The sequence below is a fragment of the Collinsella sp. HCP3S3_D1 genome, from assembly GCF_052064015.1.
In the GTDB taxonomy this organism is placed as follows: domain Bacteria; phylum Actinomycetota; class Coriobacteriia; order Coriobacteriales; family Coriobacteriaceae; genus Collinsella.
Genome location: NZ_JBQHWK010000034.1, coordinates 1 through 2,168 on the forward strand (window position 1 = coordinate 1; position 2,168 = coordinate 2,168).

The 2,168-nt window shown below is 57.1% G+C and carries 1 protein-coding gene; it reads right to left on the reverse strand.

Annotated elements, in window-relative coordinates; all coding sequences use genetic code 11:
* Nucleotides 1-199 precede the first annotated feature (199 nt).
* Entirely contained in the window at nt 200-1,894 is a 1,695-nt protein-coding gene (locus tag ACTNDJ_RS08875; RefSeq protein ID WP_441064273.1) for a phospho-sugar mutase, read from the reverse strand.
* Between the last annotated feature and the right edge of the window lie 274 nt (nt 1,895-2,168).

Consider the following 2,168-nt stretch of genomic DNA (forward strand, 5'->3'; position numbering starts at 1 on the left):
CCGCGGCTCATCCGGTCCGACCGGGCCGCGCGGCAAGGAGATATATTGCCAGACCGGAGGGGCCCGCGGGGCGGGAATCTGGTTGCACACAACTCCTACACAGTTTGGGATTCTCAGCTGTATTTAGCAGTAATAGAGAGGGGACCTCGTTTCCGAGATCCCCTTTTTCGTCTATCTATAGAAATAGGCTTTCAAAGCCTTAGGCCAACAGCTTGCGACCTGACTCCTCAATCGCGTCAAGTGCTGCATCAGCCTCGGCGGCATCCGCGCCCTTAGCGAAGATGTACAGCTTGATCTTGGGCTCGGTGCCGGACGGACGGACAATGCCCTTGTTGCCGCCCTCAAGATCGAACTCGATCACGTTGGCCTTGGGCAGACCGTTAACGCACGTGTTGTAATCCACGACGGCCTCGATCTTGGAGCCTGCGAGCTCCGCGGGCGGGTTCTCGCGCAGGTCAGCCATGATGCCGGCCATCTTTGCCGCACCCTCAGCGCCCGGATAGCTCAGCGAAATCGTCTTGTTGTGATAGTAGCCGTACTTCTCGTACAGCTCGTGCATCGCATCGGCAAGGTTCTTGCCCTGGAGCTTGTAATACTGCGCCATCTGGCAAATCAGAAGCGAAGTGCTCACGGCGTCCTTGTCGCGCACGTGGTCGCCGGCCAGATAACCGTAGCTCTCCTCGAAACCGAAGATAAAGCGATCGACTTCACCAGCATCGGAAAGCGAGGTAATGATGTCACCGATGTACTTGAAGCCCGTCAGGCAGCGACGGAGCTCAAAGCCATACTCCTCGGCCAGAGCATCGACCATGGCGGAAGAAACAATGGTAGTAACCGCGACCTTCTTGGTGAGATCCTCGCCGCGGGCGGCACGGGTCTTGCAGATATAGTCGAGCAGCAGAACGCCCATCTCATTGCCGGTCAGCAGCAGATAGTCATCACCATTCTTAACAGCAACGCCAACACGGTCGGCGTCAGGATCGGTTGCAAGCAGCAGATCGGGGTGAACCTGCTCGCACAGGTCGATTCCCTTCTGCATGGCCTGACGGATCTCGGGGTTAGGATACGGGCAGGTCGGGAAATCGCCGTTCGGGTCCTTCTGCTCGGGAACAACCGTGACATCGGTGATGCCGGCGCGCTCGAGCACCGTCGTGACGGGAATGAGGCCAGTGCCGTTGAGCGGAGTGTAGACGAGCTTAAGCGGAGCGCCAGCGATCTCCTCGGCAGAAAGGTTGGTCACGCCGCGCGCAAGAACGGCGTCGTAATAACGCTCGAGGCACGAGTCATCGATCCATTTGACCAGACCCTGCTCAAGAGCCTCATCGAAGTCCATGGACTTCACGCCGGTGAACGTATCGGTCTCGGCGATAGCCTTAGAAATTGCATCGGCGGCCTCGCTAGTGATCTGGCAGCCGTCGGGGCCATATGCCTTATAGCCGTTATAGGGCGCAGGGTTATGACTAGCGGTCATGCAAATGCCACCGGAGCACTTAAGGTCGCGGACGGCCCAGGAAAGCGTCGGCACGGGAGAAATCTTAGGGTACACGAGAGCAGTCACGCCGTTTGCTGCAAGAATGGCAGCAGTCGTCTTGACGAACAATTCGCCCTTATTGCGGCTGTCGCGAGCAATGGCAACCGTCGGATGCTCAAAAGTCGCATTGAGATAGTCGGCGAAGCCCTGCGTTGCACGGCCGACCGTATAGATATTCATACGGTTAGTGCCAGCACCGATCGTGCCGCGAAGGCCGGCGGTGCCGAAGGCAAGATCCTGGAAGAAGGCATCGGTGATGGCGTCCTCGTCACCCTGCTCCTTCATCGTGTTGAGCTCGGTCAGCAGCTCATCATCCTTGACATTGGCAATCCAAGTATCAAGCAGCTCGTGAACATCTGCCATGTGCGTCCTTCCTTCATAATCAATAAAACGGCCCGCCTAAAACAGGTCAAGCGCAGTATCACGCTTAAGTAGATAGTAATCCATTGAGTGCGTGAGACTGTCAGGAGAACGGTGAACGTCTGAATAAGACGGCAGATGATATCGTTGTAAAAATTGTCATTTAGTTAAATTGCCTGAGAAACGAAAAAGGGGGAGGCCGCGAGGCCTCCCCCTTCTCGATTCTCGATGACGGCTCGGTGCCGTCCACCGGTCAGCGGCGCCCTGGCCTCCCACG

What these genes read in the sequence shown, in the direction of transcription:
- ACTNDJ_RS08875 (WP_441064273.1), bottom strand. Translation starts at nt 1,894, where the DNA reads ATGGCAGATGTTCACGAGCTGCTTGATACTTGGATTGCCAATGTCAAG.